The sequence below is a fragment of the Rhodococcus sp. p52 genome (genome assembly GCF_000763325.2).
GTDB classification, from domain to species: domain Bacteria; phylum Actinomycetota; class Actinomycetes; order Mycobacteriales; family Mycobacteriaceae; genus Rhodococcus; species Rhodococcus pyridinivorans.
This window is the reverse complement of record NZ_CP016819.1, coordinates 1,092,961-1,107,742: the sequence shown is the minus strand read 5'-3', so window position 1 is coordinate 1,107,742 and position 14,782 is coordinate 1,092,961. Positions and strand designations below refer to the sequence as shown.

Genomic DNA, 14,782 nt, shown 5'->3' with positions numbered 1-14,782 from the left:
CGCCCCGCATCCGTACGACCACTGGAGTCTTCGAACATGACCTCGACGAAGGACACACCGGCACATGCAGCGCACGTCGCCGACACCCACGATGCGATCCGGGTTCACGGAGCGCGCGTGAACAATCTCCGCGACATCAGCGTGGAGATCCCCAAGCGGCGATTGACGGTGTTCACCGGTGTCTCCGGCTCGGGCAAGAGTTCGCTGGTGTTCAGCACGATCGCCGCCGAGTCGCAGCGCCTGATCAACGAGACGTACAGCGCGTTCGTGCAGGGATTCATGCCGACCCTGGCCCGCCCGGACGTCGACGTGCTCGACGGCATCACCGCGGCGATCATCGTCGGCCAGGAACGGATGGGATCGAATCCGCGCTCGACGGTGGGCACCGCCACCGATGCCAACGCGATGCTTCGCATCCTGTTCAGCCGGGTTGCGGAGCCGCACATCGGTCCGCCCAACGCCTACTCGTTCAACGTGCCGTCGGTGCGGGCCAGTGGTGCGGTGACGGTGGAGAGGGGCGCGGGGAAGACCCAGGCCGAGAAGGTGACCTTCAACCGGCTCGGCGGCATGTGCCCGCGATGCGAGGGCAAGGGCAACATCTCCGATTTCGACCTGACCGTGCTCTACGACGACAGTCTCTCCCTCAACGAGGGCGCCCTGAAGATCCCCGGCTACAGCATGGACGGCTGGTACGGCCGGATCTACCGCGGCTGCGGCTTCTTCGATCCCGACAAGCCGATCGCGAAGTTCACCAAGCGGCAACTCCACGACCTGCTCTACAAGGAACCCACCAAGATCAAGGTGGAGGGCGTCAACGTCACCTTCGAGGGCCTGATCCCGAAGATCCAGAAGTCGTTCCTGTCCAAGGATCTCGACGCGATGCAACCGCACATCCGTGCGTTCGTCGAGAAGGCCGTCGTCTTCTCCACATGCCCGGACTGTGAAGGGACGCGTCTCGCCCCCGAGGCGCGGTCGTCGAAGATCGACGGCAGGAGCATCGCGGATGTGTGCGCGATGCAGATCAGCGATCTCGCCGAATGGGTGCGCGGACTGGATCTTCCGCAGGTTGCCCCGCTGCTGAAGAACCTTTGTCATCTGCTCGACTCCTTCGCGGACATCGGGCTGGGATATCTGTCGCTGGATCGTCCCACCGGCACCCTGTCCGGCGGAGAATCGCAGCGCATCAAGATGATCCGCCATCTCGGATCGTCGCTGACCGATATCACCTACGTCTTCGACGAACCGACGATCGGCATGCACCCGCACGACATCGCGCGGATGAACAACCTGCTGCTGCAACTGCGCGACAAGGGCAACACCGTGCTCGTCGTCGAACACAAACCCGAGGCCATCTCGATCGCCGACCACATCGTCGATCTCGGCCCGCGCGCCGGCACCGAGGGCGGACAGGTGGTCTTCGAGGGCACCGTCGACGAACTGCGGCGTGCCGACACCCTCACCGGTCGTCACCTCGACGACCGGGCGTCGCTGAAACCGACGGTGCGCACCCCGAGCGGAGCCCTGAAGGTCCGCGGCGCAGACACGCACAACCTGCAGAACGTCGACGTCGATATCCCGCTCGGCGTGCTCGTCGTGGTGACCGGCGTGGCCGGATCGGGCAAGAGTTCGCTGATCCACGGTTCGGTGGCCGACGGCGACGGCGTGGTCACGATCGACCAGAGCCCCATCAAGGGCTCGCGTCGCAGCAACCCCGCGACCTACACGGGTCTTCTCGAACCGATCCGCAAGGCGTTCGCGAAGGCCAACGGTGTCAAGCCGGCCCTGTTCAGTTCCAACTCCGAGGGCGCCTGCCCGACCTGCAACGGCGCCGGTGTCGTCTACACCGACCTCGGGGTGATGGCCACCGTCGAATCGGTTTGCGAGGACTGCGAGGGCAAGCGCTTCCAGACCGCCGTGCTCGACTACACCCTGGCGGGGAAGAACATCGCCGAGGTGCTCGCCATGTCCGTCGCGCAGGCCCAGGAGTACTTCGCCGACGGCGAGGCACGCACCCCGGCGGCGTCGAAGATCCTGCAGCGACTGTCCGACGTCGGCCTCGGCTATCTGCGGCTCGGCCAGCCCCTGACCACCCTGTCGGGCGGTGAGCGGCAGCGGCTCAAGCTCGCCACCGCGATGGCAGAGAAGGGGGAGACCTACATCCTCGACGAACCCACCACGGGCCTGCACCTCGCCGACGTCGAACAGCTGCTCGGTCTGCTCGACCGGCTCGTCGAGTCCGGCAAGTCGGTGATCGTCATCGAACACCACCAGGCCGTGATGGCCCACGCCAACTGGATCATCGACCTCGGTCCCGGCGCCGGCCACGACGGTGGACGCATCGTCTTCGAGGGCACCCCCAGCGAACTCGTGGAGGAGCGGTCGACGCTCACCGGCGAGCATCTCGCCGAGTACGTCGGGGTCGGGGTCAGCGGCTGAAGTCCGGACGCTCCATCAGCCACGACACGGCCACACCCGCGACGAGCCCCCAGAACGCCGCGCCGATGTTCCAGACGGTGATGTTCGAGGCGGTGACCACGAACGCGACGAGCGCACCCATGGTGTGCTTGCTCGCGAACCCGGCCACGAAGGCGCCCTGCAACGCTTTGAGCATCGCCAGGCCGCCGAGAGTCGCGACGAACGAGGCGGGCGCGGCGATCATCCACCGGACGAACAGCGGCGCGAACAGTCCGAAGACGATCGCCAGCGTCCCGCATGTGATCGCCGCGGTGTACTGACGGGACCGTTCGCCCGACGACACGAGCAGCGCGTTGGTCGGTCCGGTCAGACAGGTCGACACGGCGCCGACGCACGCGGCAAGGAAGGACCACAGTCCGCACGCGATCGCCGAGACGTTGACGGGCGGATTGTGCCCGGCCGAGCGCAGCACCGCGATGCCTTGCCCGTTCTGCACGACCAGCACGGTGATCGCGAGCGGCACGACGAGTTCGAGGATCGCCGACCACGTGAACTGCGGGGCGGTGAACACCGGTGCGGCGAAGACCGCGCTGTCGGTCCCGGACGGTGAGAACCGGCCCGACAGCGCGACCGCGCCCACCCCGGCGAGCAGGGCTCCGAGGATGGGAGGCATCCACTTACCGAGGACCGCAACGGAACTGAGCAGGAGGAAGACGATCACCATCGGTGCGGCGATGGCGACGTCGGAACCGAGCGCCGAAACCAGATCGATGCCGAACTTCAGGAACACCCCCGCGACCATCGCCATGACGATGGGCATCGGCAACGCTTCCATCACTCGGCGCACCAGTCCCGAGGCCCCCAGTACCGTCACGAGGGCCGCTGTCACGAAGAATGCGCCGACCACCTCCGCCCAGCTCAGGTGGGTGAGCGACCCGCCGACCAGCACGGTGCCGGGGATGGTCCAGAAGAACCCGAGCGGTTGCCGGTAGGCGACGCTCATCACGATGGTGAGCAGCCCGTTGAGGGCGAACACCCCGAAGATCCACGACGCCAACTGCGGTGCGCTCAGCCCGCCCGCGGCGCCGGCGGCGAGGATCACGGCGACCGGTCCGGTGCACGAGAAGACGAGCCCGATCAAGCCGTTCGCGGCGTATCGTGGGCCGAGATCCCGGAGTATCCCGCGCGGTCCGACGACGGGACGCACGGGGCGTTCGAACAGATCGGTCTCGGCGGTGGGGCGATCGTCCACGGCGGTCAATGATCAACCTCGATCCTGTTGTCGGAACTTCGCGGCGAGCTCGCTGCGCGAGCGGATGCCGAACTTCGAGTACACGCGGGTCAGGTGGTACTGCACGGTCTTGACGGACAGGAACAGCTCACCGGCGACTTCCTTGTTGGTGCGGCCCGACGCGACGAGTGTGGCCACGGCGCGTTCCTGCGGAGTGAGGGTCGTGAAATCCGAACGCGGGGTCTCGGTCTCGCCGTCGCCGGTACGAAGACCACCGGCCTTGAGTTCCCGGTCGCAACGTTCCACGTACGAGACGGCGCCGAGCGACGCGTACAGCTCACGGGCGGTGCGGATCACCGCGTCGGCGTCGCGGCGACGCCCCGCGCGGCGCATCGTCTGGCCGTACGCGAAGTTGATGCGTGCACGGTCGTAGGGCAGTGGCAGCGTGTCGATCTCGTCGAGTGCGTGTTCGAAAGCGTCGCGGGCGGCGTCGATGTCGCCGCGGGCTCCGAGGATGCGACCGCGCACGTAACCGAGGCGGGCCTTGGCGGAGCGGTGACCGCGTTCGGCGGCGAGTTCCTCGTGCGGCCGCAGGAATTCGTCCGCTTCGTCGACGCGTCCGGTGATCACGAGGGCGTTGCCGTAGAGATCCGGCCACGGCCAGTGGCCGGGTTCGTCGACGGCGCCCCGCTCGCGCATGGTGACGATCGGTTCCAGATAGCGCAACACGCTCGTGTAGTCGGAGACGACCTCGGCGCACTGCGCCAGGCACAGGCAGGCCGGTACGAGCATGAGCGGGTAGTCGTTGTTCCCGGCGCGGGCACGGTGGGCGTGTTCCCGTGCCGCGGTCCAGTTCCCGCGCAGCGCCTGGACCTGGGCGCCGGTCCAGTGGACGAGCGGTCGGAGCAGATCGAGTTGTGTCGCGTCGAGCTGCGCCGCCGCGCGATCGACGGTGCGCAGCGCGTCGGACCACGCACCGAGCGCGAATTGTGTTCGCGCGAGCCAGGCCTGCGCCCACAGCGAGATGCGCAGCGCCCCGCCGCGGAAGATGGTCGGTTCGGCCGCCTCGAGTTCGGTCCGGGCGAGATCGGGCCGGTCGAGCACCAATGCGAGCCACCCCTCGGCCATGCGGATGCGCTGGCTCTGCGCTCCGAGCCGGATGACATCGGACAGAGCCGAATACGACTCGACGGCCTCATCGACGCGACCGGTCATCGCCAGCCCGAGTCCGCGGATGGCCCGGGACTCGACGACGGGTGGAGCCGTCTCGGGGAGGGTGTCCGCGGCACGATCGGCCCACAGGACAAGAGCGTCGCCGCGCAGCCGTGCCAACGAATGCAACACCATGCGTTGCGAAATCGTCGCGGCGAGTTCGGGTTCGGATTCCGGATCGTCGAGCATCGACCACGCTTCGGTGAGAAGGTGGTGCGCTTCCGCGGCCCGCCCCCGCTGGATCGCGAGATAGCCGAGCACGGCGTTGCGCATCGGTCCGCTCGGCACGCTCTCGATCTCGGGGACGAACGTCTGGGCCTGGGGTAGGTCCGCCGCACCGGTCAGTGCGTCGACACCGCGGATCATCCTGCGGGTCCGTAGTTCTCGGTCGAGAGTGATACGGCTCGCGGGGATGAGCGCTTCGGCCGCTTGGGACCAGGCGCCGTCGGCGGCGCATCGCCGGGCGTAAGCGTCGAGGTCGGCGGCGAGTTCCTCGTTTCCGGTCGGTGTCGCGGACACCAGGTGGAACAACCGGGCGCCCTCGTCGTCGACGAGCGAAGCGGCCCGCGCGTGCAGGCTGTGCCAGCGGGCCGGGCCGATCTCGTCGGCCACGGCGGCGCGGGTCATGGGATCGGGGAACGACAACGACACCACGCCCCGCTGTTCACGCATCGTGAGCAGACCGAGCCGGTGGGCCTCGTCGAGCGGCCCGGTCGTGTCGCCGACCTCGGCGAGTTCGGCGACGAGCGCGAGGGATTCGGTGGCTCCCCGTGTCGCGGCGGTGTCCAGGACGGCGACCGATTCGACGAGCGCGCGCGTGTCCGGTGAACACCGGGCAAGGATGCGACCCACTTTCCCCGCGTGTTGTCTCGGTGCTGGGAAACGCGCCTGCCAGCGGTGCCATTCGTCGCGAGGGATCTCGTCGAGAAGCTGCAGGATCGAGCGGGTGTTCCCGAGCGTGTGTTCCTGCAGGCGACGCGCCGTCCACGCGGACAGGTCGACGCCGATGCGATGCAGTGCGAGTTGCGCGACATCCGGGGGCGCCAGCGCGCCGACGTGGAGGGTGTCCACGCGGTGGCTGTTCGAGAGGAGGTCGGCGGTCGCCGGGGCGACATCGTCGGGAAGCACGTCGGGCACGATCCAGATCATGAGAAGGGGACGTCCGTGCGCTCGCCTCAGCGACGACGACAGCGACTGCAACGACTCGGCATCCGCGTAGTGCGCGTCGTCGACGACGATCACCGTCGCGTCGTCGATCCGGTCGAGGAGCGTGCGTGCCGCCTCCACCGGGTCGCCCGCCGTGACGGTGTCACCGAGCAGCTGTTCGAGCACGGACCACGGATGGCCGGCTTCCCAGCGGGCCCCGGTCGCGTCGTGTACGGCGAGATCGTCGTGGCGAGCGACGAAATACGAAACGAGGGAGGATTTCCCGACGCCGGACGCCCCCTCGACGAGGACCAGCGAGGGGACACCCGCGCGGGCTTCGTCGAGGAGGCGTTCGAGTTGCAACAACTCGGAGTTCCGGCCGATCAGCACAACGTTGTCCGTCACACATCCACGGTAGTCGGCACGGGGCGATCGGAACTGCGGACCGGCGAGACGGACTGGACCGGGCGGGGCACGAACCACGTGACCAGACCACCGGCGAGCGCGATACCCGCGAAGATGTAGAAGTTCACGTTGTTCGCGAAGCCCGCGCCGATGAGCAGACCTCCGATGACCGGGCCGACGATGCCGCCCAGGCGGCCGAAGCCGGCGCACCACGCCACGCCCGCAGCGCGGGCGGGGGTGTCGTAGTAGTTGGACACGAACCCGTAGATGAGCACCTGGGTGCCGATCGTGCCCGTACCGGCGATCGCGACGGCGGTGAGCAGCACCGGCAGCGGGAAACCGAGCGTGAGCAGCACGAGGGCCACGGCCGCGAGGAAGAAGGTGGTGACGATGACGGACTGCGGTCCGCGGCCGTCGGCGACCTTCGAGGCGAGCAGGCCGCCGAGGATGGCGCCGCCGTTGAGGACGAGGAGGAAGGCGAGCGAGCCGTTGGCGTTGTAACCGGCGTCGGCCATGATCTTCGGCAGCCAGGTGTTGAGGCCGTAGGTGAGCAGCAGACCGGCGAAGCTCATCATGCCGAGCAGTCCCGTACCGAGGGCGTACTTGCGGGTCGCGAGTGCCGCGAAACCGATCTTCTCGGTGGAAGCGACAGGTGCTGCGGACGGCAGTGGGAAACCGAACTTCTCGCACACACGCTGCGCCTCGTCGGAGCGTCCCCGCGACTGCAGCCAGGCGGGCGACTCGGGAAGCTTCATCAGTGCCAGCGGGAGCAGGATGAGCAGCGGCAACGCGCCGATGAGGAACAGTCCGCGCCAGCCGATCGCGTCGCGCAGCAGGATCGCGAGCAGCGAGGCCATCACACCGCCGGCGGGGACACCGCTGTAGACGATGGCGTTGAACAGGTTGCGCTTGCCGGGCGGAGCGAACTCGGCGACCACGGCTCCGGCGGTGGCGACGAGACCGCCGACGCCGATGCCGGTGAAGAAGCGGAGCGCGCCGAACATCGTGATGCTCGTGGAGAAGGCCGCCGCACCCATGCCGACGGAGAACCAGACGATGTTGATCAACATCATCTTCCGGCGGCCGACGCGGTCACCGAACGCACCGGTCAGCAGCGCGCCGACCATGACGCCGATGAGCGCGTAGGAGCCGAGGGCACCACCCTGCTGGGCGGAGATCTCCCCGAGCTGGGTCGGATCGGCCATCAGGGTCGGAAGGACGGTGCCGTACACGACGAGGTCGTAGCCGTCGAAGATGATCGCGAGGGTGGCGAGCGCGACGATCCAGATGACGCTGCGCCGATGTTGTGGACTGGCCCAGGTCTGCGTGGCGTGGGGCATGCGTTGCTCCGGTCTGTGGGTGGAGTCACAAGAGGATTCGGGGAGAAAAGTGGCCTCACCGGGGGGACTGGCGCCTCCGGTGAGGCCGAGCGAGGGGCGGTCAGCCCAGATCGCCGCCGGCGACGGGAAGAACCGTGCCGGTGATGTAGGAGGCCTCCTCGGAGGCCAGGAAACAGATCGCGGCGGCCTGCTCGTCGAGCGTGCCGTACCGCTTGAGCAGGGAGGAATCGACGGTCTGGTCCACGATCTGCTGGTACCAGGCCTTCTCCTGCTCGGACTGCGGCGACGGACCGCGCGCGATCCGCCGCTCGGGAGCGACGGTGCCGCCCGGGGCGGTCGCCACCACGCGGACCCCGTAGGGGGCGAGTTCGAGGGCGAGCGACGCGGTGATCGCGTTGACCCCACCCTTCGCCGCCGAATACGGCACGCGGTTGACGCCGCGGGTCGCGACCGACGAGACGTTCACGATCGTGCCGGCGCGTCGCTCGATCAGATGGGGAGCGGCGGCGCGACACGTCCACAGAGTGGGGAACAGCGACCGCCGGATCTCCTTCTCGATCTCCTCCGGCGCATAGTGCTCGTACGGCTTGGCCCAGATCGTGCCGCCGACGACGTTGATCAGCACGTCGATGCGGCCGGTGGTGCGGACGGCGTGGGAGATCGCCTCCTCCGCGCCCTCGAAGGTCTCGAGATCCGCCGTCACCGAATGCGCCTTGCCGCCCGCCTCGCGCAGCTGCTCGGCCACCTCGTGGACGAGATCCGCGCGGTCGACGAGCACGACCTCACCGCCCTCGGCGGCGATGCGGGTCGCCACCGTGAGACCGATGCCCTGCGCGGCGCCGGTGATCGTCAGGCACCGTCCGTCGAACCGGCCCGGGAAGATCTTCGTTGCGATCATGAGGAGACACCTGCTGGGGCACCGCTGGCGATGGCGCGACGCATCGTCTCCTTGGCGTGCTGCGAGTGGACGACGATCAGGTCGCGCGCGGCGGCCTTGTCGCCCTTCTCGAACGCCTCGACGAGCTGCAGGTGCTCGTCGACGATGTGCTCCTCGATCCACTGCGCGTCGCGCAGGACCTGCTTCATCAACCGGGTGACCTCGAGCTTGTTGTAGGCCTCGAGCAGCACCGGGTTGGTGCAACAGCGGAAGAGGAACTCGTGGAAGGCCGCATTGGTGTCGGTGAACGCCGCGGCGTCGGTGAAGTGGTCGCCTTCGACCGACGCGCCGGACGCCTCGGCGAGGATGCGGAACTCGACGAGCTGCTCCGGCGTGAGCCGGCCGATCGTGAGTTCGACGACCCCGAGTTCGAGGGCCATGCGGGCGTCGAACTGCTCGTCCGATTCGGCGACGGGCGGATGCTCCTCGCCGATCTCGTAATTGCCGGGCTCGGGGTTCTCGAGCACCACCGGACGACCGGTCTCGGCGGCAGCCTTCTCCGCCGCGGCCTTCTCGGCGTCGGTGGCAGCGGGTGCGGTTGCCCCACCCGGGGTGGCCGAGGTGTTGAACTTCTCGAAGTAGAAGTTCGTCGGCTCGATACCGTTCTCGGACAGGTGGTTACGCACCGCCTCCACCATGGGCGGCGGACCGCACAGGTAGATGTCCACATCACCGTCGTTGAGGTGCGACGGCTCGAACAGACCCGTCACGTATCCCTTGTTCGGGGCGGACGACGCTTCGTCGGCGACGCAGTAGTCGAACGTGAAGTTCGGCAGCCGCTTCGTGTACTCCTCGAGCGCGTCGAGTTCGACGAGATCGTGATCGAAGGTGACACCGTAGATCAGGTGCACCGGCTGGTCCGAGCCGTCGGCCTCGATCTTCGACAGGATCGACAGCAGCGGCGCCAGGCCGGTACCGCCGGCGAGCAGCAGCGACGGACGCTTGCGCTCGCGCAGGAAGAAGCTGCCGAATGGGCCGGTGAACTCCAGGGTATCGCCGACCTGCGCGCGGTCGCGCAGGTACTCGGACATCAGACCGTCCTCGGTGATCTTCACGAGGAACGCGAGCGAATTCTCGTGCGGGCCGGTGCTGAACGAGTACGAGCGGGTCGCCGGCTTACCGGTGCCGTCGTCGCTGCCGGGCACGCCGATGTTGACGTACTGACCGGGAAGGAACACCAGATCGTCACGGTTGTCGATCTCGACGGTGAACCCGACGACGCTCTCGGAGTAACGGCGCAGATCCGTGATGGTCGCGCTGTACGAGGCGGCCGCGGTCTTCGCGACATCGGAGGTGCTCGCGATCTGCACCACCAGATCGGATTCCGGCATCATCTGGCACGGCAGGCAGTAACCCTGCTCGGCCTCTTCGTCGGTGAGGGCGTCCTCGATGTAGTCGCCGCCGTCGTAGCTGCCCGATTCGCAGAAGGCCTTGCAGGTTCCGCACGCGCCGTCGCGGCAGTCGAGCGGAATGTTGATGCGTGCCTTGTACGAGGCGTCGGCGACGGTCTCGTTCGGGTTGACCTTGATGAAGCGGGTGACCCCGTCCTCGAAGCTCAATGCCACCTGGTAAGCCATGGCACGTGCCTCCTTTCGTGATCGGGGTGGAACTAGACGACGTAGACGTCGACGATGTGGTGGATGTAGTCGTTCTTCAGGACGATCTTCTTCTTCTTGATCACCGGCTGTGCGCCCGAGACATCGAGGGTGAGGAAGGTGGTCCCGAAGTAGGTGTCGGTGGTGTTGTAGCGGAAGTACAACGAGAACCAGTTGTGCCGCAGGTCGATTTCGGTGCCGCGACGCTCGAGGATCTCGACGTTGGTGATGTTGTGTCCCGTGCGGGGTTCGGGCAGCGAGGTCGCCGACGAACGGTCGGTGCGGATGCGGAACACCCGGTCCTCGAGGCCGCCGCGATTCGGGTAGTAGATCAGCGAGATCTCGGTCTGCGGGTTCTCGGTGAGAGCACCGTCGTCGTCCCAGGCCGGCATCCAGTACTCGGCATCGGGGTGGTAGCACTCGAGCCACTGCTCGAACTCGCGGTCGTCGAGCAGTCGGGCCTCACGGTAGAGGAACTGTTCGATGTCGGTCTGCGTGAATTCGTGTACGGCAGTCATGATTCCGGTTCCTCTCAGAGCGCGGACGGGTCGGCGGCGGAACTCTCGGCGGCGATGGCCTCGCGCATCGCTTCGAGCCAGTAGCCGTGCTGGATCGGGTACAGGCCTTCGTCCTCGGTCTTCACACCGCTCGACAGCACCTTCGTCATGCCGAGATCCTGAGCGACCTCGTCGGGTCCGTTGAGGATGTGGGTTGCACCGCGGCTCATGTCGTTCCAGGGCGCAGCCGATGCGAGGTAGGTCTTCTGGCAGGAGCGGAACTCCTCGAGATCATCCGGGGTGGCCATGCCGGTCGCGTTGAAGAAGTCCTCGTACTGACGGATCCGGTTGGCGCGGGACTCGGCGCTCTCACCCTTCGGTGCGATGCAGTAGATCGTCACCTCGGTCTTGTCCACGGAGATCGGGCGGAAGTGCCGAATCTGCGAGGAGAACTGGTCCATGATGTACACGTTCGGGTACAGGCACAGGTTGCGCGACGCGCCGACCATGAACTCGGCCTTCTTCTCGCCGAACTCCTTCGCGAGTTCGTCCTTGCGCGGGTACAGCGGACGGTCCTCGGGGTTGCCCCACCACATCCACAGCAACAGGTGGCCGTGGTCGAACGAGTAGTAGCCGCCGCCCTGCTTGCCCCAGGTGCCGGCGTCCATCGCCTTGGTCTCGTTGCTGGACTCACCGGCAGTGCGGCGCGCGGTGGTCGCGGCATAGTTCCAGTGGGTGGCCGAGACGTGGTAACCGTCGGCGCCGTTCTCGGCCTGCAGCTTCCAGTTGCCGTCGTAGGTATAGGTGGACGAACCGCGCAGCACCTCGAGGCCCTCGGGGGACTGGTCGACGAGCATGTCGATCATCTTCGTGGTGTCACCGAGGTGGTCCTCGAGCGACTTGACGTCGGGATTCAGGCTGCCGAACAGGAAACCGCGGTAGCTCTCGAAACGAGCGACCTTCCGCAGGTCGTGGCTGCCGTCGGTGTTGAACTGCTCGGGATAGCCGGCGTCGCGGGGATCCTTGACCTTCAGCAGCTTTCCGTTGTTGCGGAACGTCCAGCCGTGGAAGGGGCACGTGAAGGTGGTGCGGTTGTCGGTCTTGCGACGGCACAGCATCGCACCGCGGTGGCTGCACGCGTTGATCAGGCAGTGCAGCTCGCCTTCCTTGTCGCGGCTGATGACGACGGGCTGGCGGCCGATATACGTGGTGAAGTAATCACCGACGTTCGGGACCTGGCTCTCGTGGGCGAGGTACACCCAGTTGCCCTCGAAGATGTGCTTCATCTCGAGTTCGAAGATCTCCTCGTCGGTGAAGACGTCACGGCGGATCTGGTACCGCCCGGTGCTCGGGTCTTCGACGAGTGCGCCGTCGAGGCGAGTGCGCACGTGCTCCACGATGTCGGTCATGGGATCCTCCAGGTATCGGCTTCGTTCCCGGGACGGACAGGGCGTGTCCGACGCGGCCGAGCCTGTACTGAAGATTCGTGGTGACCGGGGTCTTTCTCCGGTCCGGCTCGACGCGATGTGTCCGGCGATATCTCCACGATGACAGCCTGTGGCTACGGTCACACCAGGCAAATACCTAGGGATACCTAGGACCCCTGGGTGGGGGGTCGGAAGGCCCTCGAGCGACCGGAGGCGGAAAGACCCCTCGACACGGCCGTACCGCTCGTGCGCATCGCGGTGCCGGAGCAGCGCGTGCGTACGAGCGGTACGGGGATGAGGGTATTCAGCCGGCCGGGGTGAACCGTTCGCGCCGGATGCGTCGCGGCGACATGCGGCGACGCTTGAACGCCTTCACCGATGCCTCGACGAACGCGTCCGATCCGCAGATGTAACCGGTGAACTCCTTCGCGGACGCGACGTCCTCGAGGAAAGCGTCGGTGACGTATCCGTCGCGGTCTCCGCCGCTCTCCCTGCTCACACAGGTGATGTAGCGGAAGCCGGGATGGCGGGTCTCCAGTTCGCGGAGGAAGTCGACGTCGTACAGGTCCGCGCAGGTACGGACCCCGTGGTAGAGCAGGATCTGCCGGTCGGGGACGAGGGAGAGCGCCTGCCGGACGATGGCCTCGAGCGGGGCGAGGCCCGTCCCACCGCCGAGCAGGACGATCGGGCCGGTGCCCTCCAGGTCGAAGGTGAAGTCGCCGTACGGGCCGGTGACGGTCACGCGTTCACCCACGTCGATGCGCTCGAAGACCCATTCGCTCGCGACTCCACCGGGTTGCCGGCGGATGTGCAGTTCGAGCTCTTTGGCCTCGGAGGGCGGATTCGCGAGTGAGTACTGCCGTCGGATCTCGGTCCCGGGAACTGTCACCTCCACGTACTGCCCGGCCGAGAACTCGAGCGGTTCGTCGGCGGTGAGCAACACCTTGCGTGTGTCGGCGGCGATGTCGCGTACCTCGGCGACGGTGACGACGACGTCGCGCAGCACGTGCGTGCCGGCGGGTTCCTCCGTTGCGGAGGTCTCGAAGGCGACGTCGCCGCGCGGGGTGGCCTGGCACGCGAGGACGAATCCGGCCGCGAGTTCGTCGGCGGTGAGCGTCTCCTCCGGCGAGTTCCGATGATCGAGTTCGCCGTCGAGGACCTTGATCTTGCAGGTGCCGCAGGTTCCCTGGTTGCAGGAGTTGGGCATCCAGTTGCCGTTGCGCAGGAACGCTTCCAGCACCGTCCGACCAGGTTCGCAGGGAACGACGCCGGTGCCCGCGGTGAGTGTGTACGGCATGGTCAGATCTCCCACCGGGCGTGCAGGGTCTTCGGGCCGCGGAAGCCCCAACCCCAGAATTCGACGTCCTCGGAAGTGTCCCGCTCGAGATTGGGGATGGTCTCGAGCAGTTCTTCGAGACCGATGCGGCTCACGTTGTTCGCGAAGTAGATTCCCGCGCAGGCATGCTTGCCGGCACCGAAGGCGAGGTGGGGGAGCGGCGGGCGGGTCAGGTCGTAGCGGCTGGGGGCGTCGAACACGTCGATGTCGTGGTTCGCCGACCCGTAGGACAGCATGACCACCGACCCTTCGCTGATCTCGATTCCTGATACGACGGTGTCGCGCTTGGCGATACGTGCGGTGCCGGACCAGATCGGGGCGGTCCAGCGCATCCCTTCGGCGATCGCGCGGGGGATGAGTCCCGGTTCGTCCACCACGGCTTCGAACTGTTCGGGGCGGGGGAACAGGCCTGCCAGGGTGGAACTCATGGCGTGTCCCGGTTCCTGCATGGCGCCGAGGAGGAAGACGTACAGCGTCGGGTAGATGTACTCGCGGTCCCGCGTCTGCCCTTCGGGCATCCCGTCGTGCAGCCAGTGCGAGATGGCGCTGTCGTCGGGATGCTCGATCCAGTGGTCGATCAGCGGGTCGACGACGGAACGGATCTCCTCCTTGGCGCGGTCGCCCTCGTCGAAACGTTCCTGGTTCAGAAAGTTTCCGTCCTCGTCCATCGCTGCGTTGGTGAACGAATCCGACAGTTTGTGGAACCATTCGCGCAGTTTGTCCGAACTGACGTCCTTCAGTCCAAGGAGATCACCGAGCGACCGCACACTCACCGGCTCGCAGAACTGGGCGACGAGATCGGCCCTGCCGTCGGACTCGAACGCCTCGACGTAGCGTCGTGCGATCGGGCGGACGAGATCCTCGATCCAGCGGTCCACCTCGGCGGGCTGGAGGGCGGGTTCGACCATCGACCGCAGGTCGCGGTGGATGTCGCCGTTGACGCCGATGATCGCGGGATGACCGAAGGTGCGGCCACCGGCGGGGGGGATGATGCCGTCGAAGTCGTCGCCGGCCGCGACCGCACGGCACGCTTCGGTCGTGGACGCTACGTAGGCGCCGAGGACGGGCACGAAGGCGACCGGAGCTTCGGCACGCAAGCGCTCGTAGACCGGGTACGGATTGCGCTCGAGTTCTTCCATGGTGATCTCGTCGAGCCACGAAAGGGTGCTGGTCATCGGTGTACCTCCGGGTCGGGAGCCGTCCGGCGACGGCCGGGCCGTTGTTGACGTGGCCAGGACCAT

10 protein-coding genes are annotated in these 14,782 nt (G+C 67.1%); 1 reads left to right on the top strand and 9 read right to left on the bottom strand.

Features of this window, described 5'->3' with window-relative positions; genetic code table 11:
- Positions 1 to 36: 36 nt before the first annotated feature.
- Positions 37 to 2,436, top strand: coding sequence for an ATP-binding cassette domain-containing protein (locus tag IM25_RS04965; protein WP_033097478.1), 2,400 nt, complete (start codon positions 37 to 39; stop codon positions 2,434 to 2,436).
- On the opposite strand, the gene IM25_RS04960 is transcribed toward IM25_RS04965, so the two are convergent.
- The 9 genes from IM25_RS04960 to IM25_RS04920 all read right to left on the bottom strand — a co-directional run bounded on the left by IM25_RS04960 (position 2,426) and on the right by IM25_RS04920 (position 14,716).
- Entirely contained in the window at positions 2,426 to 3,667 is a 1,242-nt protein-coding gene (locus tag IM25_RS04960) for a benzoate/H(+) symporter BenE family transporter (protein ID WP_033097477.1), read from the bottom strand. The genes IM25_RS04965 and IM25_RS04960 overlap by 11 nt on opposite strands.
- A gap of 12 nt (positions 3,668 to 3,679) precedes the next feature.
- The gene (locus tag IM25_RS04955; protein ID WP_065995813.1) at positions 3,680 to 6,409 is read right to left on the bottom strand and encodes a helix-turn-helix transcriptional regulator; all 2,730 of its coding nucleotides are present in this window, start codon (positions 6,407 to 6,409) and stop codon (positions 3,680 to 3,682) included.
- Positions 6,406 to 7,749, bottom strand: a complete 1,344-nt coding sequence (locus IM25_RS04950; protein WP_019288830.1) for an MFS transporter — start codon at positions 7,747 to 7,749, stop codon at positions 6,406 to 6,408. The genes IM25_RS04955 and IM25_RS04950 overlap by 4 nt, the downstream gene beginning before the upstream one ends.
- Before the next feature lie 100 nt (positions 7,750 to 7,849).
- Positions 7,850 to 8,647 (bottom strand): 1,6-dihydroxycyclohexa-2,4-diene-1-carboxylate dehydrogenase, encoded by a 798-nt coding sequence (locus IM25_RS04945; RefSeq protein ID WP_033097475.1) that lies wholly within the window; start codon positions 8,645 to 8,647, stop codon positions 7,850 to 7,852.
- Positions 8,644 to 10,263 carry a benzoate 1,2-dioxygenase electron transfer component BenC gene (gene benC / locus IM25_RS04940; protein WP_019288829.1) on the bottom strand — a complete coding sequence of 540 codons (1,620 nt, stop codon included), beginning with the start codon at positions 10,261 to 10,263 and terminating at the stop codon, positions 8,644 to 8,646. Before benC ends, IM25_RS04945 begins: the two co-directional genes overlap by 4 nt.
- A gap of 32 nt (positions 10,264 to 10,295) precedes the next feature.
- Entirely contained in the window at positions 10,296 to 10,799 is a 504-nt protein-coding gene (gene benB, locus IM25_RS04935; RefSeq protein WP_006553155.1) for a benzoate 1,2-dioxygenase small subunit, read from the bottom strand.
- A gap of 14 nt (positions 10,800 to 10,813) precedes the next feature.
- The gene (gene benA / locus IM25_RS04930) at positions 10,814 to 12,187 is read right to left on the bottom strand and encodes a benzoate 1,2-dioxygenase large subunit (RefSeq protein ID WP_006553156.1); all 1,374 of its coding nucleotides are present in this window, start codon (positions 12,185 to 12,187) and stop codon (positions 10,814 to 10,816) included.
- A gap of 322 nt (positions 12,188 to 12,509) precedes the next feature.
- Entirely contained in the window at positions 12,510 to 13,502 is a 993-nt protein-coding gene (locus IM25_RS04925) for a 2Fe-2S iron-sulfur cluster-binding protein (RefSeq protein WP_198162535.1), read from the bottom strand.
- A 2-nt stretch (positions 13,503 to 13,504) separates the two neighbouring features.
- A complete protein-coding gene (locus IM25_RS04920) occupies positions 13,505 to 14,716 on the bottom strand; it encodes a cytochrome P450 (RefSeq protein WP_065995812.1) in 1,212 nt (403 codons plus the stop codon).
- Positions 14,717 to 14,782: the final 66 nt, after the last annotated feature.

Coding starts and splice junctions, on each gene's coding strand:
- IM25_RS04950 (WP_019288830.1), bottom strand. CDS start 7,749: ATGCCCCACGCCACGCAGACCTGGGCCAGTCCACAACATCGGCGCAGC.
- benB (WP_006553155.1), bottom strand. CDS start 10,799: ATGACTGCCGTACACGAATTCACGCAGACCGACATCGAACAGTTCCTC.
- IM25_RS04965 (WP_033097478.1), top strand. CDS start 37: ATGACCTCGACGAAGGACACACCGGCACATGCAGCGCACGTCGCCGAC.
- benC (WP_019288829.1), bottom strand. CDS start 10,263: ATGGCTTACCAGGTGGCATTGAGCTTCGAGGACGGGGTCACCCGCTTC.
- IM25_RS04945 (WP_033097475.1), bottom strand. CDS start 8,647: ATGATCGCAACGAAGATCTTCCCGGGCCGGTTCGACGGACGGTGCCTG.
- benA (WP_006553156.1), bottom strand. CDS start 12,187: ATGACCGACATCGTGGAGCACGTGCGCACTCGCCTCGACGGCGCACTC.
- IM25_RS04925 (WP_198162535.1), bottom strand. CDS start 13,502: ATGCCGTACACACTCACCGCGGGCACCGGCGTCGTTCCCTGCGAACCT.
- IM25_RS04920 (WP_065995812.1), bottom strand. CDS start 14,716: ATGACCAGCACCCTTTCGTGGCTCGACGAGATCACCATGGAAGAACTC.